The 21376-nt window shown below is 68.8% G+C and carries 18 protein-coding genes and 1 tRNA gene; 13 read left to right on the forward strand and 6 right to left on the reverse strand.

Annotated features, from left to right (window positions below):
* Positions 1-54: 54 nt before the first annotated feature.
* A complete protein-coding gene (locus VT85_RS15055) occupies positions 55-1236 on the forward strand; it encodes an SGNH/GDSL hydrolase family protein (protein WP_068416783.1) in 1182 nt (393 codons plus the stop codon).
* Between the two features lie 24 nt (positions 1237-1260).
* Here VT85_RS15055 and VT85_RS15060 read toward each other — a convergent pair whose 3' ends face one another.
* Entirely contained in the window at positions 1261-2535 is a 1275-nt protein-coding gene (locus VT85_RS15060; RefSeq protein ID WP_156512884.1) for a TolB family protein, read from the reverse strand.
* Positions 2536-2909: 374 nt separating this feature from the next.
* Between VT85_RS15060 and VT85_RS15065 the strand changes: the two genes are divergently transcribed.
* Both VT85_RS15065 and VT85_RS15070 read left to right on the forward strand, forming a co-directional pair.
* Entirely contained in the window at positions 2910-4442 is a 1533-nt protein-coding gene (locus VT85_RS15065) for a DUF2271 domain-containing protein (protein WP_068416787.1), read from the forward strand.
* A gap of 61 nt (positions 4443-4503) precedes the next feature.
* Entirely contained in the window at positions 4504-5070 is a 567-nt protein-coding gene (locus tag VT85_RS15070) for a PepSY-associated TM helix domain-containing protein (protein WP_409999947.1), read from the forward strand.
* 33 nt (positions 5071-5103) lie between these two features.
* On the opposite strand, the gene VT85_RS15075 is transcribed toward VT85_RS15070, so the two are convergent.
* Entirely contained in the window at positions 5104-5772 is a 669-nt protein-coding gene (locus tag VT85_RS15075) for a hypothetical protein (protein ID WP_068416790.1), read from the reverse strand.
* A 285-nt stretch (positions 5773-6057) separates the two neighbouring features.
* Between VT85_RS15075 and VT85_RS15080 the strand changes: the two genes are divergently transcribed.
* The 7 genes from VT85_RS15080 to VT85_RS15110 all read left to right on the forward strand — a co-directional run bounded on the left by VT85_RS15080 (position 6058) and on the right by VT85_RS15110 (position 12981).
* Positions 6058-6702, forward strand: coding sequence for a (2Fe-2S)-binding protein (locus tag VT85_RS15080; protein WP_068416795.1), 645 nt, complete (start codon positions 6058-6060; stop codon positions 6700-6702).
* Positions 6703-6705: 3 nt separating this feature from the next.
* Entirely contained in the window at positions 6706-8856 is a 2151-nt protein-coding gene (locus tag VT85_RS15085) for a xanthine dehydrogenase family protein molybdopterin-binding subunit (protein WP_068416798.1), read from the forward strand.
* A gap of 4 nt (positions 8857-8860) precedes the next feature.
* Positions 8861-9850, forward strand: coding sequence for an FAD binding domain-containing protein (locus VT85_RS15090; protein WP_068416801.1), 990 nt, complete (start codon positions 8861-8863; stop codon positions 9848-9850).
* 2 nt (positions 9851-9852) lie between these two features.
* Positions 9853-10095 (forward strand): hypothetical protein, encoded by a 243-nt coding sequence (locus VT85_RS15095; protein ID WP_068416805.1) that lies wholly within the window; start codon positions 9853-9855, stop codon positions 10093-10095.
* Between the two features lie 247 nt (positions 10096-10342).
* The gene (locus tag VT85_RS15100; protein ID WP_068416808.1) at positions 10343-11059 is read left to right on the forward strand and encodes a DUF1326 domain-containing protein; all 717 of its coding nucleotides are present in this window, start codon (positions 10343-10345) and stop codon (positions 11057-11059) included.
* Between the two features lie 95 nt (positions 11060-11154).
* On the forward strand, positions 11155-11838 hold the full coding sequence (locus VT85_RS15105; RefSeq protein ID WP_068416813.1) for a hypothetical protein: 684 nt from the start codon (positions 11155-11157) through the stop codon (positions 11836-11838).
* Between the two features lie 60 nt (positions 11839-11898).
* Positions 11899-12981: an XdhC family protein gene (locus tag VT85_RS15110; protein ID WP_068416815.1), complete on the forward strand. Its 1083-nt coding sequence runs from the start codon at positions 11899-11901 to the stop codon at positions 12979-12981.
* A gap of 102 nt (positions 12982-13083) precedes the next feature.
* Here the strand turns inward: VT85_RS15110 and VT85_RS15115 are convergent.
* Positions 13084-13154, reverse strand: a tRNA-Gln gene (locus VT85_RS15115).
* Positions 13155-13268: 114 nt separating this feature from the next.
* Positions 13269-13871 carry a LemA family protein gene (locus VT85_RS15120; protein ID WP_068416818.1) on the reverse strand — a complete coding sequence of 201 codons (603 nt, stop codon included), beginning with the start codon at positions 13869-13871 and terminating at the stop codon, positions 13269-13271.
* 267 nt (positions 13872-14138) lie between these two features.
* Between VT85_RS15120 and VT85_RS15125 the strand changes: the two genes are divergently transcribed.
* The gene (locus tag VT85_RS15125) at positions 14139-15323 is read left to right on the forward strand and encodes an alpha/beta fold hydrolase (protein ID WP_068416821.1); all 1185 of its coding nucleotides are present in this window, start codon (positions 14139-14141) and stop codon (positions 15321-15323) included.
* A gap of 6 nt (positions 15324-15329) precedes the next feature.
* Here VT85_RS15125 and VT85_RS15130 read toward each other — a convergent pair whose 3' ends face one another.
* Positions 15330-15941 carry an NUDIX domain-containing protein gene (locus tag VT85_RS15130; RefSeq protein WP_068416823.1) on the reverse strand — a complete coding sequence of 204 codons (612 nt, stop codon included), beginning with the start codon at positions 15939-15941 and terminating at the stop codon, positions 15330-15332.
* Positions 15942-16037: 96 nt separating this feature from the next.
* Positions 16038-18509, reverse strand: coding sequence for a DUF1549 domain-containing protein (locus VT85_RS15135; RefSeq protein ID WP_068416826.1), 2472 nt, complete (start codon positions 18507-18509; stop codon positions 16038-16040).
* 634 nt (positions 18510-19143) lie between these two features.
* Here VT85_RS15135 and VT85_RS15140 point away from each other — a divergent pair.
* Positions 19144-19614, forward strand: a complete 471-nt coding sequence (locus VT85_RS15140) for a hypothetical protein (RefSeq protein ID WP_068416829.1) — start codon at positions 19144-19146, stop codon at positions 19612-19614.
* 93 nt (positions 19615-19707) lie between these two features.
* Entirely contained in the window at positions 19708-21228 is a 1521-nt protein-coding gene (locus tag VT85_RS15145) for a helix-turn-helix domain-containing protein (protein ID WP_068416834.1), read from the forward strand.
* Positions 21229-21376: the final 148 nt, after the last annotated feature.

The following is a 21376-nucleotide window of genomic DNA, read 5'->3' on the forward strand; positions in this document are numbered from 1 at the left end:
TCGGGCCGCCTTCGGTCGTCCCGCAGACCTCTCCTCGATTTCGGACCCATCCACATGCCGTCGAACCGTCTCGCGCGACGAATCAAGACTTTCGCCCGGATCACGTCCGTTTTCGTCCTGGTCGTTTCGGGCGTCGCGACCGCCGACGAGCCTCCGGCCCCGGCCTGGAATTACTCGGCGGAACTGATGCGGCCCTTCTGGAAGGGCCCCGTCATGGAAGGGGAATCCGTCCTCTTCATCAAGGACGCCGGCGACGGCGAGGCCCGGGCCTCGGTCCTCTTCCCGATCCGGAAAGTGCTGGCCGTCCGCGACTCGGCGGGCGCCGTGACCTATGAAGAGGGCCGCGACTACCTCTGGAAGCCGGGGAGCCGCGAGATCGTCCTCCCGCCGGGCTCGCGGATCGTCGCATCGACGCCCGCCGAGCTGCGACGGCCTCCGAAATCCCAGATGTTCGAGCTGACGCATCGCGACGGAAACGGCGAGATCTTCTTCGGCGCGAAGCTGGAATACCACGCCTTGCAGACCTGCATCACCTATGCCCACGACGAGGGTCAGTGGACCGCGCCCGTCCCGATGTTCGACCCCAAGGCGCTGCCGCGCACGGTGAAGAAGCTGGCCGGTCGGGAGCCCGTCTCGATCGTGGTGCTGGGCGACAGCATCTCGACCGGCTGCAACGCTTCGGGATGGGCCGGCGCGGCCCCGTTCCAGCCCGGCTACCCCGAGCTGGTGCGGCGCCAACTCCAGGAACGCTATCAGGGCGAGGTCAATCTCACCAACCTCTCCGTCGGCGGGATGGACACCGGCTGGGCGCTGACGATGATCGACAAGGTCGTCGAACCCCATCCCGACCTGGTCGTCGTGGCCTTCGGGATGAACGATTCCGCGGGCCGGTCGGCGGCGGATTATCGGGCGAACACCGAGGCGGTCGTCGCCAGGGTCCGCGAGCGTCTCCCTGACGCGGAATTCATCCTGGTGGCCACGATGCTCGGCAACCCGGCGTGGACGCGGCTCCGCCACGAGGCGTTCGCCGAATACCGCGACGCCCTGGCGACGCTCCAGGGCCCCGGCGTCGCACTGGCCGACCTGACCTCGATCTGGGCCCGCTTCCTGGAGTTGAAGCAGGACTGGGACCAGACGGGGAACGGCGTGAACCACCCCAACGACTTCGGCCATCGCGTCTATGCCCAGGTCATCACCTCGCTCCTCACGCCCGACGAAGCGAAGCGGTCGGAGTGAGCCGACGGGCCTCCCGCCCGCGCGTCAAAGCCAGCGCGGGTGATCGGCCCCGAGGTCGTTGATCCCTCGGGTGATGGGGCGGGGGTCGCTTCCATCGGCGTTCATGACCCAGATCTCGGGGACGCCACCGGTCTTGGCCCGGCAGAACGCCACATGCCGTCCGTCTGGAGATTCGCTCGCGCGGAAGTCCCAGACGGGCGGCCGGCTGCTCGTCAGCGCAACGACCCGACCGTCGCGAGGATCGATCCGGACGATCTCGGCGCCTCCCCGCGCGAGTTCGGGCTTGTAGTCGCGGTTGAAGTGGTCGACGTCGGGACGACTCGGCTGGTACTCCCAGGCGACCCTGGAGTCCGGCAGGCGTCTCGGGAAGAGGATCGATCCGTCGCGGGTCCAGGCGGGGACGTTGGAGCCGCCTCCCCGCGTCTTCGGATCGCCGTAGGTCGCTGCGAACCACATGGCCTGGCCGGTCGTCAGCACGCGAGATTCGCCGCCGTCGGCGCGTCCAATGCAGACGTCGGCCCAGTCGTGACCCGGGTCCTCGCCGGACAGGCAGTCGACGTAGAGGATCCAGCGCCCGTCCGGCGACCAGCTCGTGCCGAAATAGAGGTGCCCCGGCCGGGCTGCGATGCGAACGCGGTGGGTCCCGTCGACGTCGCTGGTCCAGACCTGATAGCCTTCCGGGCTCGCGAGATGGTAAGCGACCCGACGGGCGTCGGGGCTGAGGCTCAGGCCGTAGGGGAGCCCCTCGCCGGCGCGGGTGAACTCGCGGGCGTCGGTCCCGTCGAGGCGTACGCTGAAAATCTGGCCCACCTTGTCGCGAACCACCTGCACGAGGAGTCGATCCTCTCCCAGCAGGAGGGCCGGGGTCGTGAACGGCGCCAGTCGCTCCCTGGTGCAGATTTCCTCCAGGGAGCCGGTCTGGAGGTCGTGGATCCAGAGGTGCGTCGGGGTCTGGGTGTAGTACTCCTCGAAGGGTCGCCCGGGGCCGTCGCGTCGCGGCTCCATGCTCAGGAGGAGAATGCGGCGGCCGTCCGGGAACGTCGCGCCGACTTGCCAGGTCGCCTGGCCGGGCTTGTCGAAATCGAGGTAACGCAGTCCTGCGCCGTCGGCGTCGACGAGGCCCGTCTTGCCCTGCGACGTGAATGCGAGCCGGGCCGGCCGGGCCGCTTCACGGCCGGCCGCCAGGCCCCTGGATTCCCCGGCGATGGTCGAGAGGATCGGCGACAGGGTCATCGCGGCCAGGAACCGGCGTCGACCTGAATCGAACGTACGAAAGCCGCGCGGCGAGGCTTCGGACATGGGAAAGGTCCCTGAGCGTTTGCGGTTCGGTCTCATTTTGTTCGCACGCGGGTCGGGCTGCCGTCGCACGGTCGGACGGAATCACGTCGCGAGCGTCGCCGTGCGTCCGCTTCACTATAATAGATGAATTCTTGGATGGATCGCCTGGGTTCCCTGATAACGGGGGGGGATTCGGCCTTGCTGCGGTCCCTCGTGGCGGCGTCTGCTTCGGATCGGCTTCGCATCAAATCTGGATTTCGGCGTTTGTCCGGGGCCGACAGCCGAGTAGGAGCCTTGACCGCCAGACGCGATCCCGGCTCCAATAGGCTCGGCGGATCGAGCGTCCGGAACGGGCCGTCCGCCCCGGGGAGGACGTCGACGGGAGAAACGCCCTCATGCTACGCCTGGCCGCCAGCTTCGCCCTCGTTTTCTGCTTCTTTCTCGTTCGTACGGCGATCGGCGAGGACTATTCCTTCGCCCACGACGACGTGATGGGGACCTCGCTGGAGCTGAGCGTCCGCGCGGACGACGCCGGGGCCGCCCGACGGGCCGAGGCCCGGACGCTCCGCGAGATCGACCGCCTCGCGGCCCTCCTCAGCAACCACGACCCGTCCAGCGAGTTCCGGCGCTGGCAAGCGGGCGCGAGAGGCCCGCGTGCGGCCTCTCCCGAGCTGATCGAGCTGCTCGCGGCGAGCGACGCCTGGCGTGAGCGGAGCGGCGGGGCGTTCGACCCTCGGGTCCAGGTCTTCTCGAACCTCTGGGCCGAGGCCGCCCGTCGCGACCGGGCGCCGAGCCTCGCCGAGCTCCAGGCCGCGAGAGACCTCGCCGCCGACCCGGCCTGGCGGCTCGCCCCCTCGGCCGGGCACGCCGAGCGGCTCTCCGACGCCCCGTTGACCCTCGACGCGATCGCCAAGGGATACATCGTCGAACGGGCCTGCGCCGCGGCGATGGCGGACGACCCGGCGATCCGCGGCGTGGCTCTCAACGTCGGCGGCGACCTTCGCATCCAGGGCGAAATCGAGCGGAAAGTGGCCATCGCCGGCCCCCGGCTCGGCTCCGAGACGACCGAGCCGCTGGCCTGGGTTTCCGTGAAGGACTGCGCCGTCGCCACCAGCGGCCGAAAGCACCGGGGCCATCGGATTCAGGGACGCTGGTACTCGCATCTCATCGACCCGGGGACCGGCGAGCCGGCCGAGCGGGTGGCCGCCGCCTCGGTGATCGCCGAGCGGTCCGACGAGGCCGACGTCCTGGCCACGATCCTCAACATCCTGCCCCCCGAAGACGGCCTGCGCCTGGTCGATTCCCTCCGGGGCGTGGCCTGCCTGATCGTCGCCGCCGACGGCCGAATCCTGCGAAACGCCGCATGGCTCGCCTACGAGGAACCGGCGCCCGCCCGGCCTGCCGCCGCCAAGGACAAGGGCAAGGTCGAGGCCGGGGGCGGCTGGGGCGACACCCACGAATTGCTCGTCAGCTTCGCGATTAACCGTCCGAAGGAAGCGGGGCGCTATCGCCGGCCCTACGTGGCGATCTGGGTCGAGGACGAGAAGGGGACCCCGGTTCGGAACCTCCTTTTTTGGGTCTCGACGGGAGGGGCCGGGCCGTTTCAATGGCTCCCCGACCTGAAGCGTTGGTATGCCGACGTGATGACCCGCGTGAAGACCACCAAGTTCGACCCGTTCGTCATCGCCCAGCCGACCCGGGCCCCCGGCGAGTATTCGGCCCTCTGGGACGGCAAGGACGACAAGGGCCGTCCGGTGAAGCCGGGCGAGTACACGGTCCTGATCGAGGCCGTCCGGGAGCAGGGGGGGCATGGGCTGATCCGTCAGCGGGTCACCCTGGGCGACGCTCCGTTCGTGAAGGAATTGAAAGGGAATGACGAGATCAAGTCCGCCAAGCTCGAATACAAGTCCCGAGGGGCCGATCGATGACTCCCCGTCCGCGCCCGCCGGGCCGCGTCCTTCCCCGTCCGTCCGGCCGCTGGGCGTCCGGCTGGCCGGTCCGATCCGATGGATTCATACGTATCTGTCGATGTTCGGCCTGGCCGCCGTGCTGTTCTTCAGCCTGACGGGGATCACCCTGAATCATCCCCGATGGTTCTACGACGGGGTGGCGACGAGCGTCGAGGTCGAGGGCCGCCTCGATCCGGCCCTGATCCAGGGCGATACAGACAAGCTGGAAGTCGTCGAGCATCTCCGGCGCGAGCACGGGCTCCGGGGCGCCCTGGCGTCGTTCACGACGGAGGAGGACGAGTGCGTCGTCACCTTCAAGGGGCCGGGCTACTCGGCCGACGCCTTCATCCGTCGGCCTGAGGGGACCTACCGCGTGTTCGAGGAGCGGCACGGCCTCGTCGCGGTGATCAACGACCTTCACAAGGGACGCGACACCGGGCCGGTCTGGTCGGCGGTGGTCGACGTCTCGGCCGCGATGACGGCCCTGGCCGCGGCGACGGGCCTGTTCCTGCTGTTCTACATCAAGCGTCGCCGCGCGCTGGGACTTTTGACGGCCCTGGCCGGGGCCGTCGCGCTGGCGGCGGCCTTCTTCCTGGGCGTCGGTTGAAAAGAGGAGGAAGGCTCGTCGGCGTCGTCCCGTTCACTTCGGCGAGGGGGCGTCCGCCGGGGGCGTCTGGGGGACCTCGATCGGCCGGATGACGGTGACGACCGAGGCCGCGTCGCCTTTCCGCGCCCCGGAAGGCCCGAACTGGGCCTCGACGAACAGGCCGGGGAGCAGATCCTCGGCGCGGAACTTGACGGGTTTCCCCCTGGTCGGCGTTTTCGAAGCCGTCCCCTCGTCGGTCTTGACCTTCTCGGGACTGCTCTCTCCCGTGCTCGTCTCGTCGGTCGGGGAGCGGAACCGCGTCTCGATTCGGGTGTCGTCGGTGATCTCGACCACGACGACGCTGTTCTCGTCGGCGGGTTGGCCGGTTGCGGCGACGGACTTCGCCCCCTCGGCGGCATCCCGCCTGGGCGATTTCTCGTCGCGAAGCCGGGCCTGGTCTCGGGCCCAGTCGCGCCAGACGGCGTTGGAGTTGATCGACAGGCGCATCCGGGGGGCCGCCGACTTTTCCTGGTCCTTGGCGTCTGCTTTCGCGAGCTTCTCGACCTTCAGGATCACCCCCGAGGCGATCTCCTTGCCGGCCGGGCGCTTGTCCGCCGGGGCCGGCTTACTCTCCTGCGCCGGACCGAGGTCCGGGCCGAGCAGGAACAGCGTCGAGCCGACGGCCGCCGCCGATTTGAGCCGCGCGACGCATGCGTGTCTCATCTGGATCGTCCCTTTCGTCGGAAGTCGCCCGGTCGAACGAGGCCCCGGGCTTCGGGAGCCGTCGCCATGTCTTCATGCGACGAGTTCGTGCCGTTGCAGGTTTCGTACCGGTCGGGCGGGCGTCCGAGATCGGACGAAATTGGGACCGCGATCCTTGCTTCCGATCAAACCGGGCCGCACAATACGGGGCTGCCGGTCCGACGGCCGCCACGGAGCCGAGGGCGTCGCACTCGTCCTGGCCGACCGATCACGTCCCGGGCCGCATTCCCAGAGGGAGGAGCCTCCATGGCAGAACACGACTCCAGGTCGCCGATGGGGCCGGGGGGGCAGAGCCGGCGCAAGTTCCTGCGCGGGTCGGGCCTCGCCGCCGCCTCCGCCGTCCTGACCAGCCAGGCCGCCGCCGCGATCGAGGAGGCGCAGGCCGAGGCCGCGGCGACCGAGCCGCGGGTCCTCTCCGGCGACGTCCCCCTGACGCTGAAGGTCAACGGCAAGGAGATGGCTTGCACCGTCGAGCCGAGGAGCACGCTGCTCGACACGCTGCGGGACCGCCTCGACGTGACCGGCCCGAAACGCGTCTGCGACCGCGCCAGCTGCGGCGCCTGCACGGTCATCCTCGACGGCGACCCGGTCTACTCCTGCACCACCCTGGCCGTCTCCTGCAAGGGCAAGGCCATCGAGACCGTCGAGGGCTTCGACGACGGCGTGGGGGGCGTCCCCCACGCCTTCCATCAGCACGACGGCCTGATGTGCGGCTACTGCACGCCCGGCTTCGTCACCGCCTGCAAGGCCTACCTCGACAAGAACCCGGGCCGGACGCCGACCCTCGAGGAGATCAAGAGCGGCCTGGACGGCAACATCTGCCGCTGCGGGACTTACATCGGCGTGTTCGAAGCGGCCCTGGCCGCGGCCAAGACGATGAAGGGAGCCTGACCCATGCCCTCTTGGCCCGAATCCCCCCGACTGATCGGCTCCAGCATCACCCGGGTCGACGGCCTGGCCAAGGCCACCGGCCGGGCGAAATACCCCTCCGACGTCCATCCCAAGGGCTTGCTCTTCGGGGTGCTCCTGTCCAGCCCCCACGCCCACGCCAAGGTCAAGGCGATCGACGTCGAGCCGGCGCGGAAGATGCCCGGGGTCAAGGCCGTGCTCGCCCTGGCGACCGCCGGCGAGTCGACCGTCTTCTATCAGGGGCAGGAGATCGCCGCGGTCGCCGCCGAGACCGAGGAGAAGGCCCGCGACGCCGCTCGGGCGATCCGTGTGGAATACGAGGTCCTGCCGCACGTCGTCACCGAAGGCCGATCGGCGTCCGCCGACGCCCCGAAGGTCTTCCCGGCCGGCAACACCCGGGCCGCCCGCGCCCAGACCACCGGCAAGCCCGACGAGGCGATGCAGCAGGCCGAGGTGACCATCGAGGCGACCTATGAGCTGCCCGTCATCACCCACCTCTGCCTGGAGACCCACGGCCTGACCGCCGAATGGAAGGGGACGGACGCGATCACCGTCTACTCCAGCACCCAGTCGGTCTCCGGCGTCGCCAACGACATGGTGGAGAACCTGGGCCTGGACGCCTCCAACGTCACCGTCCTGACCGAGGTGATGGGGGGGGGCTTCGGCTCCAAGTTCAACGCCGACGTCTGGGGGATCGCCGCGGCCAAGCTCGCCAAGGAGGCGGGCCTCCCGGTTCGGATGTTCCTCGACCGCGCCCAGGAGCACCTGATCGGCGGCAACCGCCCCAGCGCCAGGGCCGACGTCAAGCTCGGGGCGACGAAGGACGGCCAGCTCGTCGCGATGGTCGCCGAGACCTCCGGGACCGGCGGCCGGGGCGGGTCGAACTTCCCGCTCCCGTACGTCTACCGGGTCGACAACCGATCCCGGACGCACACCGAGGTCTTCGTCAACTGCGGGAGCGCCCGGGCCATGCGCGCGCCGGGGCATCCCCAGGGCTGCGCCGTCATGGAAGCGGCGATGGACGACCTGGCCGACAAGCTCGGCATGAACCCCCTGGAGTTCCGCCTCAAGAACCTGGCCGAGGCCGACATGGTCGCCGGCGGGATCAACCGGACGGACATCTACAAGGAGCAGCTCGAACGGGGCGCCAGGCTGATCGGCTGGGACCGTTGGAAGCCGCGCGGCCAGGGGGGCGACGGCCCGATCAAGCGCGGTATGGGCCTGGCCCTGCACCAGTGGGGCGGCGGCGGGGCCCAGGACAAGCAGGTCGCCTGCATCGTCAACCCCGACGGCTCCGTCGAACTTCGGAGCGCCACGCAGGACATCGGCACCGGCGCCCGGACCATCCTGGCGATCATCGCCGCCGAGGTCCTCGGCCTGGAAGTCGGCCGGATCAAGTCGAACATCGGCAACTCGACCTTCCCCCCCGGGCAGAGTTCGGGCGGCTCGACCACCACGCCCTCGATGGCCCCGCCCTGCCTGGACGCGGCGACCAAGGCCCGCGACGAGCTGTTCCGGAGGATCGCCCCGGGCCTGGAGGCCGCCGTCGAGGACCTGAGCCTCAAGGGGGGCAAGGTCCTGGTCAAGGGGGAGGAGAAGCTGACCTGGGAGCAGGCCTGCCGCAAGCTGGGCATGATGCCCATCAACGTGATCGGCCAGTTCGCCCCGGGGCTCGCCTCGACGGGAGTCGGCGGCTGCCAGTTCGTCGAGGCCGTCGTCGACGTCGAGACCGGGGTGGTGCGCCTCAAGAAGATCGTGGCCGTCCAGGATTCCGGGCTCATCCTCGACATGCTCACCTGGCGCAGCCAGATCTACGGCGGCGTCATCGGCGGCCTGAACTACGGGCTGTTCGAGGAGCGGATCATGGACGAGGCTACCGGGGTGATGCTCAACCCCGACATGGAGATGTACAAGCTCGCCGGGGCGACCGACATCCCCGAGATCGTCATCGAGGCGTACGACACTCCGGAGATGCGCGAGCGCGGCGTCATCGGCGTCGGCGAGCCGCCGACGATCAGCACGGCCGCCGCGATCGGCAACGCCGTGGCCAACGCGATCGGGGTCCGGGTTCCGAAGTGGCCCATGTCTCCCATGAACGTCCTCGACGCCCTGGCCTCCAAAGAAGGGAAGGCGTGATCCGATGAAGGCTTTCGACTACTCCAGCCCGGCGACCCCCGAGGCCGCCGTCGAGGATCTCGCCGGCCCCGGGACCGTGGAGGCGCTCTCCGGCGGCACCGACCTGATCGGCCGGATGAAGGACTACGTCAGCAGCCCCGACCGGGTCGTCTATCTCAAGGGCGTCGGCGCACTCGGCGGGATCGCCGAGAAGTCCGGCGGCCTGGAGATCGGCGCCGGCGCCCGGCTGGTCGACCTGGCTTCGAACCCGATCGTCCAGGAGCGCTATCCGGCGCTTCGGCAGGCGACGCTCGAAGTCGGCACGCTCCAGATCCGCAACATGGCGACCGTCGGCGGCAACCTCCTCCAGCGTCCCCGCTGCTGGTATTTCCGCAACGGCTTCGGCCTGCTGGGCGTGAAGGACGGCAAGAGTCTGGTCCGCGACGGCGAAAACCGCTATTCCGCGATCTTCATGACCGAGGGCGACGCCCTCTTCGTCAACCCGTCGAGCCTGGCGGTCCCCCTGATCGCCCTGGGCGCCCAGGCGACGATCCTCGGGGCCGACGGCGCCCGGACGATCCCGGTCGAGAAGCTCTACCGGGCGCCCAAATCGAACGACGAGCGGGAGCTGACCCTCGCCCCCGGGGAGTTGCTGACCAGGATCACGATCCCGGCCGGGGCGGGCAAGAACGGGTTCTACGAGGTCCGCCAGAAGCAGGCCCACGACTGGCCGCTGGTCGCGACGGCCGTCAACCTGAAGATGGACGGCGGCTCGGTCGGCGACTGCCGGGTCGTCCTGTACGGGGTCGCGCCGATCCCCTGGCGGAGTGAGGCGGCCGAACGCGCGATCCGAGGCCAGGCCGTCACCCGGCAGACTGCCGAGACCGTCGCCGCCGCCGCCGCCGAGGGGGCCAAACCTCTCTCGATGAACGGTTACAAGGTGGCTCTGGTCCGAACGACCGTCAAGCGGGCGCTGCTCGCCGCGATCGGCGACCGCTACTGGGAGGAGGGCTGATCATGGAAGTCCGACCGGACGCGACGCCCGAAGCCGCCCCGCCGCCCGTCGGCCCCCCGTGCCGGCACCTGCGGTTCAAGGGGATGTACGTCTACACGGACGTCTCCGCCTCGACCGAGCCGGGCGACCACGACAACACCATCTTCTGGTGCCAGAAGACGCTCAAAGATGTCGGCCCGGACCAGGGGTTCGTCGGCCGGGAAGACTGTCGGGAGACCTGGCGAAGCTGCTACGAAACGGACTGACCGGCGATCTCTCCGGGAAACGAGCGAGCCCCTCACGCCGAGGAACCCCGAGGGGCTCGCCTGCTCGACTCCGTGATCGCCGCGCCACCGGCCGTCACAGCCTCGCGGCGACCGGCGTCGACGCCGGGTTTCCCATCCCGGTATAATCAGACGAAGTCGAATCACGCCTTCACGTGTCGGGATGACGCCCCGCCGGGTCGCCCGGCGCCGCCCGGCGGTTCCGCCGGAGAACTGGAGAGGTTCACCCATGCTCGCTAGCGCCCTGGCCGTCCTCGCATCTTTGCTCCCCGCGGCCTCGCCCGTTTCGTCCGCCGCGACGCGAGTCGCGGGGGATTACATCGAGGCCCGCACCGCCGACGTCTATACCGGCCCCTGCTTCTCCAACGCCGAGATCTTCATCACCGGCCACCAGGCGGTCCTCGCCTGGAAGGTGACCGAGGGATCGTGGAAGGGCGTGGAGCTGAACGGCCTTTCGGTCGCCGCCGCCGTCGTCGGCACGACGACGTTCTCGCAGGACGACATGAGCGCGGCCAAGGCGGTCCTCGTGGTCGACCAGAAGGCCACCCCCGCCCAGCACGACGCCTTGATCGAGATGGCCAAGGCCCTCGGCGGCGATCGGCTCAAGCACGTCGTCGCCGTGCGGACCGCCAGCCTCATCGTCACCGTCGAGGACCACAAGGGCTCTTCGGAATCGGAGGAAGCCGACTCCCACAAGGCCCACGGCATGCCCCGCGCGCCCCAGGCCCTGTTCTCGGCGGCCGGATTGGCCGAGATCCTGACCCGCCCGCTGGGGGCCGACGACCATGTCTGCGGCAACGAGGCCGTCGCCTATGAGCCGCTCTCGAGTGGGGTCCAGGCCCTGCCGGCCTACACGCTCCGCCACCGATACTCGGGGGATGAGCTCGACACCCTGTGGAACGACCCGAACTGCCGCAGCAGCTTCGTCGGCCGCTTCTCGTACTGAGCGGGCCCGGTCCCGCCGTCTATCCGCGGCGACGACCGCCCGCGCCGAAGGGCCGTCGTCGCCTATCGCTCGTCCTTTTTCGATGGGGGTCGTGAATGTCCCTGAAATTCCTGGCCGTCCTCCTCCTGGGGGCGGCCTCGACGGCAGCCGCGCAAGATTCGTATAAGCTCGAGAAGCTCGACGAAGCACCGCCGTCGGAACTGGCCGCCGCCGTCAAGGAGACGCTCGAAACCACCGGCCATCGCGTCCTCGACGCGCAGGGCTCGCCGCTGGTCGACATCTGGTTGCGCAAGGCGACCCCGGCGACGGCCGCGCCCTCCGGCCCCAAGGGCGCGATCCTCTACCCTGTCCTCACGGAGGGCGAGTTGATCGGCGCGGTCAAGTACGTCGCCGAGGGATATGACTACCGCGATCAGACCATCGAGCCGGGCGTCTTCACCCTGCGCTACGGCCTCCAGCCGGTCGACGGCGATCACCTGGGCGTGAGCGTCAACCGCGACTACGCCCTGCTGGTCCCCGCGGCCAAGGACGTCGATGTAGCCGATCTGCCGCGCAAGACGCTGGAGAAGGAAAGCCCCGCGTCGGTCGGGACCACCCATCCCGGCGTGCTCCTGCTGCTGGCGGCCCCGGAGAAGCTTCCCGACGCCCCGACCATGATCAACGACCAGACGCTCAACACCTGGGGGGCGATCCTGACGCTCCCGCTCCAGGTCGAGGGGCGATCGGAACCCGCGCCCTTGCCCTTGCAGCTCACCGTCGTCGGGGCGAAGACCGATTGAACCCGGAGGCTCGTCGATTCGCGACGAGGCCGAAGTCGAATTTCGAGAGGCTCCCGGTCCATGCGGAACCTGATGCGGCACCTGACCGATTCCCTGACGTCGGGCCGCGAGGTCCTGCTCTGCCGGGTCGTGGCGACCCGAGGCTCGACCCCTCAGAAGGCCGGGGCCGCAATGCTCCTGACCCCCGACGGCGGCCAGATCGGCACGCTCGGCGGGGGGTGCGTCGAGGACGAGGTCCGACGCAAGGCGGCCGGCCGCATCGGTCGAGACGGCGCCGAGCTCTACAGCTACGTCCTCAACCATGACTACGCCTGGGCCGACGGCCTGATCTGCGGCGGCAAAATGGTCATCCTGGCCGAGTGCCCGCGAGGTCCGGGCCAGCTCGCCTACCATCAGGCCCATCTTGGATTGCTCGAGGCCGGGCTCGGCTTCACCGAGGCCGTGGCGCTCGACCCGGAGAAGTCGGGGGCTTCGACGCTCGGCGCTCGGTTCCTTTTCGACCACGAGGGGGCCTTCGTCGCCTCACTCGACGGCCGGGAGCCTGCCGCCGAGATCGCCGGCAGAGTGGCGCCGCTTGATCAACGGCCACGGCCCTCGGAGTCCGGCGGCGTGGCCTATCTCCCGACGATGCCGCGTATCCGCTTGATCGTCATCGGAGCGGGGCACGTCGGGCAGGCGGTGGCCGAGCTGGCGGCCCGGGTCGATTTCGACGTCTGGGTCGTCGACGACCGCCCCCAGTACGCCAACCGCGAACGCCTCCCGAACGCTCGGCGGCTGATCGTCGGCCCGATGGGGATCGTCCTTCGCGACCTTGACGTCACGCCGCACACCTACGTCGTGATCGTCACGCGGGGCCACGGGCACGACCAGGAAGCGCTCCAGCACATGGCGCCCACGGTCGCCCCCTACGTGGGCCTGATCGGCAGCAAGCGGAAGATTCGACTGATCTTCGATACGCTGCTCGACGAAGGGATCTCCGAGGAAGCCCTGGCCCGCGTCGCGGCCCCGGTGGGGCTGGACATCGGCTCCGAGAGCGTCGACGAGATCGCGGTGAGCATCGTCGCCGAGTTGATCGCCCGTCGCAACCTGGGCGCCGACGCCCACTCCGCCCGAAAGTCAGCGCTCGCACCCCGCCCGGCCTGACCGACGAGCACGTCAGCCATCCGGAGCGAGCCGATCCGGCTCAGCCTCGCAGGGGAGTTCGGCGCAACAAAAAACCCGGCCTTGGGCCGGGTTTCCTGCAAGCTGGGGATCTAGGATTCGAACCTAGACTAACTGATCCAGAGTCAGCCGTGCTACCGTTACACCAATCCCCATTTACTCGGGCGTCGGGTTGGTCTCGACGCGTCTGGAGGCATGATAAAGACCCGGAGCCGAACTTGCAAGACCGGCTTGGCCAAGGAATTGAAGACGGGGCGCCGGCCGCTGGGTTAGAAGGAGACGCCGGGGGTCTCACGTTCCTTTTCTGAGCCGAGTTCGAAGAGCTGTGCGGGGGCGAATCCCATCGCATTGGCCACGAGGTTGGTCGGAAAGCTCTCCCGGGCGGTGTTGTATTGCTGGACGCTGTTGTTGAAGACCTGACGCGCGGAGGCGATCAGGCCCTCGGTCGTGCTCAACTCTTGCTGAAGCGCCATCATGTTCTGGTTGGCCTTCAGGTCGGGATAGGCCTCGGCGACCGCGAAGAGGCGGCCGAGTACGCCGTTGAGCTGGGTCTCGGCGGCGGCCAGTCCGGCCATCGACGAGGGATCGCCGGGGTTGGCCGAGGCCGTCCGGCTGGCCGAGAGTGCGGTGTTGCGAGCCTGGACGACGGCTTCGAGCGTCTGCCGTTCGTGGTTCAGGTAGCCCTTGGCCGTTTCGATCAGGTTGGGGATCAGGTCGTACCGCCGCTTGAGCTGCACGTCGATCTGGCTGAACGCCGTTTTGAAGCGATTGCGGAGCGCCACCAGGCCGTTGTAGGCCATGGCGATCCAGCCCATCACGGCCAAAACGACGATCCCCACCACCACGAGGACGCCCGAGATCCCTGAAAACATGGCTGCGTTCCCTTGTTCATTCCCGGCTTGAGCGGAGAGGGTGGCGATGGACGATTCGGATGTCTCGAGTCGTTACTGATCTTGCGGTGCAGGGGGGCTCCGTTCAAGTCGGAACCCCTCCGACGTGCGCGAATCGCGCTGGGGTTATTCAGGGACGACGGGTCCCGGTCAGGGTCGCGTTCCCATGCGTGGGCGACTCGATTAGAATCGCCCCGCTCGTGGTCAGGAGGACCGGGGCTCGTCGTTGGTGGAAGGACTCCGAACCGTATGAATCGACTGTCCCGCAGGGAGTGGGCGGCCGCCGTCTTGGGTCTCGGCCTGTCGGGTCTGTCCGGCTGCGCGGCGATGCGACGCAACGCCCCCTCTCCCGACCTTCGTCCCTGCACCGACGAGTTCGTGGAGACGGCGGACGGCTGGCGGCTGGGGGTGCGTCGCTACCGTCCCGAGCACCCGGACCCGGGCAAGCTCCCTGTGATCCTTTGCCATGGGTTGGGCCTCAACGCGACGTTCTGGACGATCACCGACGACCATCTCCCCTCGCAGCTCGCGGCCCACGGGTACGAGGTGTTCCTGTTCGATCTCCGGGGGTCGGGGGAGAATTCGCGCCTCGGCTCTTGCGAGCGATTCAATCGCTTCCTTCGCGAGACGCCCTTGCGCGAGCGCGGCGAGTCGAACTGGACGGTGGACGACGTGGTCCGTCACGACATGCCCGCGATCCTCGCCCACGTCGAACGCGCGACCGGGCGACGGCAGGTCAACTGGATCGGCCACAGCCTGGGGGGGATGGTCATGTTCCCCTTCCAGCAGCTCAGCCCGGAGCCCTATCGGATCGCCAATTTCGTGGGGATGGGGAGCACAATCATCCAGGCCACGACGCCTCAGAAGCCGATGATCCAGGCCAACGCCGGAATCCGACTCCTGCTGAACGTCGCGAGCGCGGGGCGGCTGGGGCGGCCGTTGACCTACTTCCGCATGCCGGGGATGGACAAGATCGACCGCTTCTACTATACGGCCGAGAACGTCGACTCACGGACGGTTTCACGGTTCTACGGCTACACCCTGGAAGATCCCGGGTCGGGCGCGCTTCGCCAGTTCGCTCCCTATCTGCGGTTCGGCCATCTGCTGTCGGCGGACCAGCGGATCGATTACGTCGATCACCTGCCGGAGGTGGTCGTGCCGACCCTCATGGTGGCCGGCGAGACCGACCTGATCTCGGACGTCCCCTCCACCCGGATGACGTTCGACCGACTCGGGAGCCCGGACAAGACCCTCTTGATCTTCGGCGAATCCGAGGGGAGCCTCGGCCGCTATGGGCATTGCGACCTCGTCTGGAGCAAGTACGCGCCCCGCGAGATTTTCCCAGAGGTCATCCGCTGGCTCGACGAGCGACAGCCGGTCCCGCGACCGAGCTCGCAATCCCACGCGAGCCCGCAGGCCGTGGCGGCCGGCTGAGCGCGATCAGCGTCCGCTCAGGAGTTCGTCGATGCAGAACCGGGACCAGGTCTCGAAGCTTTCTCGCGACGGCGCCAGCTCGGCGATCGGGATGAAGCGGGAGTCGACCAGACCGCGCTCGCGAGGAGCGACGAAGGGGTTCTCCAGCTCGTAGATGTGGACCACGCCGAGGTGGACCGAGCCGACCGGGGTGGAGTCGTCGTTGATGAGGCCGGCGAGCTTGAGGACGCCCCGACTACGGATGTCGACCTCCTCGTCCAGCTCGCGCCTCATGGCCGTGTCGTAGGCTTCGAAGCCGCAGCAACCTTCGGCGTCGGCCTCGTCGACGTGTCCGCCGACACCCAGCGAGCGGAGGCTGTGGAGCCTGGCCTCGCCCTGCGAGTTCCCCCGCGTGTAGCAGAAGACCTTCCCCTGGGAGCGGAGGACGACGTAGGGGATGATCTGCTTCAGACTGGGGTCGTCCTCGACGTCGGCTCGAGGCCGGAACGACGTCGACTCGGGGCGGAGCAGGGCGTCGAGATAACGCTGGGCGTCGGCCTCGAAGCCCTGGAACCGCCCCAGCCGGTCGAACTCGGCGGCGGGGACGACCAGGACGCGCTCGCTGGATTTCGCAGTCACTCTCGGAAGCCTCGTGATCGGGACGTCGGTGCGGACCAAAACCGAGGCTACTCTAGCATTTTCCGAGGCCCGGCGACCGAGGCGGGCCGCCCGGCGTCAATGGCGGAACAGGAACTCCTTGGAGTTGATCAGCACCCAGGCCAGGTCTTCGATCGCCGCGCGCTGGTCCTTGGCGTCCTTCAGGTGCTTGACCGCCGCGTCCATCTCGGACGGGTTGGGGGCGCGGCTGAAGGCGACCAGGTATAGCTCGTCGGTGATCGCCTCGGGGGTTTTGCCGCTCTTGGCCAGGACGGCGATGCGGCCGGCGTCGTTGCGGAGCTTGTTGTTGACGGTGGCCCCGCCGATGAGCTGCAAGGCCTGCGAGAGGTTGGAGTCGCTCTCGCGTTCGCATTCGCAGGCCAGCTCGCGCGCCGGTCGGCCGAACGTCTTGAGGAACGGATCGTCCATCTTGCCGTCCGGGATCTGGGTGGCCCGGGCCGCCGCGGGGAGGCCGGGGAAGGCGTTGGGCGTCCCGGTGACGTCGGCGATGGCGTCGAGGAGGACCTCGGCGGGGAGGAGCTTGGTCGCCGCGTGCGAGAAGTAGATCGAGTCGTCGACGTTCAGCGGGGTCGTCGCCGCCGAGAGCTGATACGTCCGGCTCTGGAGGATCGTCCGGATCAACGACTTGAGGTTGTAGCCGCTCGCGGCGAACTCCTGCGTCAGGCCGTCGATCAGCTCGTCGTTCGACGCGGGGTTCGAGTCGCGGAAGTCATCCACCGGCTCGACGATCCCGCGGCCCATCAGGTGATACCAGATCCGGTTCACGAGGCTCTTGCCGAAGAATGGGTTGTCCTTGGAGGTCAGCCAGTCGGCGAGTCGTTCGCGGCGATCCACGGCGGCGTCGTCGAGGACGGGTCCGCCGAGGGCCTTGGGGGGCATCACCTGGCCGGTCCGGGGCTGCTTCACGTCGCCCGAGCCGGTCGGATAGACGACCTCCTCGCCGGGCAGGGCGCCCGGCTTGCGGCCGACCTGCGAGAAGAACGCGGCGAAGCCGTAGTAGTCGTCCTGCGTCCACTTCTCGAACGGATGGTTGTGACACTTGGCGCACTGGATCCGCACCCCCAGGAAGAGCTGGGCCGTGGTCTCGACCGAGGTCTCGGGGTCGCGGCTGATCCGGTAGTAGTTGGTCGCCGGGTTGGCGTAGGTGGAGCCGTCGGAGGAGAGCAGGGCGTGGACGAATCGGTCCATCGGCATGCCCGATTCGAGCGCCGAGCGGATCCAGCGATGGAAGACGTAGGCCCCCTTGGGCTCGATCAGACGACCGTTCGAGCGGAGGACGTCCGCGAACTTGAGCGCCCAGAAGTCGTAGAATTCGGGACGCTCAAGCAGGGCGTCGATGAGGTGGGCGCGGCGGTCGGCCGGGCTGTCCTTGAGGAAGGCGTCGACCTCTTCCGGTCGGGGCAGGACGCCGATCACGTCGAGATAGGCGCGGCGGATGAACTCGGCGTCGGTGCAGGACTCGGACGGGGCGATCCTCATGCGGTTGAGCTTGGCGACCACCGCGCGGTCGACCACGTTGTCCTGCGGGACCTCGGCGACCTGGAAGTCGGGGACCTCGACCAGGTGGGTCAGCCGGACGATGGCGACCAGGCTGAGGTAGTGGGCGATGATCGCCGCCTCGCCCCGGTTCTTGAAGGTGACGTAGCCGTCGGCGTCGACCTCGGCCACGTCCGGGCTCGACGAGTCGTAATAGCAGATGGAGGTGACGTCTCGTCGGGAGCCGTCGGCCATGGTGAGGAGGACGGCGACCTGCTGAGTCTTGGCGGGGGCGTTGAGGACGCGGGACCCGGGGACGATCTCGAGCTTCACGGGCTCGACGGCGGCGGGGTCGTCGTGGGCGCCCTCGGCGATCCAGTCGTGCAGATACTCGAAGCTCTTGGAATCGCGCTTGAGCCGGATGCCTCCCTCGTGAGGGGCTTCGCCCAGGGGCTTGCGGAGGATCACGCTGGCGTCGGCGTCGAAGGTGTTGACGCGACGGCCGCCCGACTCGCGGCTGAGGGTGACGAAATCCTCATCCGGCAGGTAGCCGCGAAGGCTGAGCTTGAGCCCTCCCTTGCCGGTCGGCGTGCCGTGGCAGGCGCCCATGTTGCAGCCTGCCTGGCTGAGGACGGGCATCACGTCCCGACGGAAGCTGACCGGGGCGGGCTTGGTCATCCCTTCGACCCGCACCTTCGTCGAGACCTCGACGCTCCCCTTCCGGGCCGTGATCACGGCCTCGCCGTCGGCCTTGGGCGTGACCAGGCCGGTCTTCGAGACGATCGCCACGTCTTCGTTCCCGCTCGACCACTCGAGCGCCCGGGTCAGATCGCGGACGTTGCCGTCCGCGTAGGTGCCCGTCGCGATCAGCCGCGCCGTGGCGCGTCGGCCCGTCAGGACCGTGTCCGCCGGGCCGATCTCGAGCGACGCCGGGGAGCCGATCAGGGCGTCGGCCGCCTCGTCGGCGTGTGCGGTCGAGATCGCCGACGCGATCAGAATTCCGGTCAGTAAGGTCCACGTCCGGCGGGAGGTTCGGCCTCGGTTTCCAATCATGGCGGCGTTCCTTGGGATCGGAGCGGGAAAACGGGGCCATGCCCGGTCACTTCGGCGTCCGGCCGGGGAACTCCCCACCCGGCGCCGGCCTGGACCCACGCCGTTTCGGCGCGATCCTTACGGCAATTGTTTAACAAGCTACCCGGAAGCGGAGCATTTTTCAAGCAATTGTGCAATCGGTGTTTTCGAGGGGCGGGTGGGGCCCTGGATCGCGGAGCGTCTCGCAAGGTGATTGAAGCGGACTGGTCGGCGGGGGCGGGGCGGGCACCCGGCCGGACGATCGGAATTTCCGTGTCTTCGACGTCCGGGCGGGCCGTCCGGACCACGGGGACGAGAACCGCTCGCCTCGGCGACTCGGAAAGCGAGAATGACGCCCGGGGGGACGGGCTTGTTCGCAGGGGCCTAAGCCCTAAAATATGAGATGAAAAGGTCGTCCGAGAATCCGCACGTCTCGTCTCGCCGTCGACCTCCGCGGGATTCTGGGGTTCGTTCCGTCGAATCTCTCGGAAACCGTGTGATAGACTGAAGTCGAAAAGCCCACTCGGCGTGCGCGGGCGGCCCCGCCGCATCCCGCACGTCCGTGGGGCCGGCGATCGGGACGAAAGCCTGCCGAGGATCTCAAGGAGGGGGCGTGATGAAGGTTCGCGACTGGAACGGGGTGGCGCGATTCGGACTTCCCGGCCTGATCCTGGGGGTCGCCGTTTCCTGGATCGGCGGCGCGCGAGGTCCGGACCTCGCGGCCCAGACGGCGGGGGGGGAGGTCCCGGGACAGGCTTCTCCGCCGCCGCGGGCGATCGAGGCGGGCCGGGCCCAGCCGAATCGACCGGTGGTCGCCGGCGAGGCCGGAGGGACGTTGGCCTTCGTGACGACCTCACAGGGAATGCCGGGACAGTGGCTCTACTTGATCGACCCGAAAGCTCAGGCCCTGGCGGTTTACCGGTTCGACCCCTCGAATCCGAAGGGGTCGCTCAAGCTGGAAGCCGCCCGGCAATACGAGTGGGACCTGAAGCTGGAACACTACAACAACATGGCGCCGGAGCCCAGCGCCATCGAGGCGACGGTGAAGGCGCTGTCGCAGCCCGGACGAACCACGAGGGACCGCTAAGGCGGGCGCGCGAGTCGGCCTCGGTCCTCGGCACACTGAAAATCGACCCACCCACGGCCCGCCGGGCCGATATCGACCGCGAGGACCCTGTCCATGGCTCAGTTTTACACGCTTGAAGAAGCCGCCCGCGTCCTGGGGATGAGTCCTGAGGAACTCAAGGCGAAGGCCCAGCAGCGCGAGGTCCGGGCGTTCCTCGACGGCGGGACCTGGCGGTTTCGCGTCGTCGACATCGACGAGCTGGCCCGTCGCCACGGCCTGGGGAGCGACGCCGAGTTGCGGCTCTCCGACCTGGAAGTCCCCACCCCCTCCGCCGGCGACCTCGACGAGCTCGACCTCTCCGAGTTCCAGCTCGGCGTCGCCAAGGCGGACCTAGGCTCCGAGACGATGCAGTTCGGCAGCACCGGCCAGGACGATGAGGCCGTCTCCGACCACGACCTGATGATCGACGACCTCTCGGTCCCCCCCAACCCGGTCACCGGGTCGAGCTCGGTCATCATCGGCATGTCCTCCAGCGGCAAGCTTCCCACCGACTCCGACGTCCGACTGGTCCCCGACAATGTGAAGGGCGCCAGCGACTCCGACGTCCGCCTGGGCTCGCCGATCTATCGGGGCCCGAGCGACTCGGACGTCACCCTCATCAAGGACGACACCTCGGAGCACGGCCTGTTCGCCGCCTCGAGCGCGTCGGACAGCGGGATGCGGCCCGGCCCGATGATCGGCTCCTCGGCCGAGGTCCCCGCCGTCGGCTCGTCCGACAGCGACTTCGAACTCAATCCGTCGAGCGAGCTCGTCGACGCCCTCCAGCCCGAGTCCGGCAGCGACTTCGAGCTCAGCGCCCTCGACGCCAGCGACGAGTTCGAGGCCACTCCGCTGAAGCCGAGCGACTCGGACGTCACCGCCGCCGACCCGAACCTCTCCGGCATCAACCTCTCGCGCCCCAGCGACTCGGGCATCAACCTGCTCGGCTCGTTCAACTCCGGAGGGGGCGGCGAGTCGATCGAACTGGCCCCTCTGAGTGACGAGGACCTGCCGACGAACAGGCCCAGGCCCGCCGCCGCGGCTCCGGCCAAGCCCAAGGCGTCGCTCTCCGCCACCCCGCCGCCGGCCGTGGGCAAGGGGGAGAAGGACATCTTCGACGACACCGACTTCGAGGTCGACGCCGCGCTCGACGACGAGTCGGACGACAAGACCGTCCAGCTCAACGCCGGCAGCGACTTCGACCTGGAAGACAGCGACAGCGCCTCGGAGGTCTTCGCGATCGACGAGGAGGACGTCGACATCAACGCCGCCACCGCCATGGCGCCCGCCTCGTTCAGCGACGACGACGACGACGAGGACGACGGCTTCGACGACGCGGTCTCCAGCGAGATGGCGACCGCCTGGGCCTCCGACGACTCCCCGTCCAGCTCCGCCTCGGCGCCCGGCGTGGTCATCTCCCGCGAGCCGGCCGCCGACTGGGACGGCCTCTCCGTCGGGCTCCTGGCCGTCGCCAGCGTCTTCATCCTCCTGTCCTCGTTCCTCGCGTACGACCTCGTCCGGAACCTCTACGACTTCAACGAAGGCGGCCCCGCGTCCGGGCTCGTCAAGTCGATCTCCGGGCTGGTCTTCCAATGATCCCCGGGGAGTCCGGCCGGGTCGGGCTTGCCCGATCCGCCGGAATCCGCTAAGACGACGTCGCGAAGCCTTCGCGAGACACCCACGACGACCCGTCCCCGCCGAATCTCTCGTGCGGCGGCGGGTCGCGTCGCGTCGCATCTTTCGG

The organism is Planctomyces sp. SH-PL62, from assembly GCF_001610895.1.
GTDB lineage: Bacteria > Planctomycetota > Planctomycetia > Isosphaerales > Isosphaeraceae > Paludisphaera.